Annotated in this window: 1 protein-coding gene; it reads left to right on the forward strand. The window is 51.7% G+C overall.

Going from position 1 to position 1,214, the window contains the following annotated elements; genetic code table 11:
* Positions 1-52: 52 nt before the first annotated feature.
* A protein-coding gene (locus ACF8D4_RS14340) for an IS3 family transposase (RefSeq protein WP_392465364.1) occupies positions 53-1,214 on the forward strand; the annotation gives its coding sequence in 2 pieces (ribosomal slippage) (positions 53-311 and positions 311-1,214; 1,163 coding nt annotated over the 2 pieces). This gene is flagged as partial in the annotation.

Genomic DNA, 1,214 nt, shown 5'->3' on the forward strand with positions numbered 1-1,214 from the left:
GCCACCTGAATAGACGAAGTGATAGACTCACTTCCGGAAAAAGGTGGTAGAAATGAAGAACACAAGACCGACATTCAGTACAGAGTTCAAATTAGAAGCTGCGCAGCTAGTAACGAAGCAGGGCTACAGTGTAACGGAGGCAGCAAGCGCGATGGGCGTGAGTAATTCAGCCATGCGTAAATGGGTAAACCAGCTTCGACAAGAGCAGCAAGGCGTATCCCCCAAAGGCGCACCGCTCACCCCCGAACAACAGCAGATCCGCGAGCTAGAGAAGAAAATCCGCCGCATTGAAGAAGAGAACACCATTTTGAAAAAGGCTACGGCTCTCTTGATGTCAGACTCACTGAACAGTTCTCGTTAGTCGAGAAACTCAAGAAGAGCCATAGCGTAGAACGGATTTGTTCAGTATTTGGTATTCACCGCAGCAGTTACAAGTATTGGCGAGGCAGACCTACCACCATTGACTCGAAGCAGGTAAAACTGCACTGCTTGGTGCGGGAGGCCTATGAAGCCAGCAATGGGTCAGCGGGTGCCAGAACCCTGGCTGATATGGTGACGACTGCTGGCGTGAGGTTAACTCGCTATCGTGCCACAGGGCTGATGAAGAAACTGGGGCTAGTGAGCTGCCAGGTGCCGCAACATCGCTACCAAAAGGCAGACAAGGAGCATGTCGCCATCCCTAACCTCCTTGACCGCCAGTTTGCTGTGACGGCTCCCAATCAAGTGTGGTGTGGCGATGTGACCTATGTGTGGACAGGCAAACGATGGGCTTACCTTGCCGTTGTTCTGGATTTGTTTGCACGGAAACCGGTGGGGTGGGCGATGTCATTTTCGCCCGATAGTGCGCTAACAAGCAAGGCTCTAACCATGGCCTTTGAGGCGCGAGGAAGGCCGAAAGACCTAATGTTCCATAGTGACCAAGGAAGCCACTATACCAGCCACCGCTTCCGCCAACAGCTCTGGCGTTATCAGATTAAGCAGAGCATGAGTCGACGAGGAAACTGCTGGGACAACAGCCCGATGGAGCGCTTCTTTAGAAGCTTAAAAACAGAATGGATACCGATGACCGGCTATCGGGATATCGGTGAGGCTAAGAGTGAAATTTCGCGATATGTGACGGGGTATTACAGTCAGCTGAGACCACATCAATATAACAGCGGGCTGACACCCAATGAGTCAGAGCGAAGATACTGGCTTGAATACAAAACCGTGGC

It is taken from the genome of Shewanella sp. YQ_9, assembly GCF_043103185.1.
Taxonomy (GTDB): Bacteria; Pseudomonadota; Gammaproteobacteria; order Enterobacterales; family Shewanellaceae; genus Shewanella; species Shewanella algae.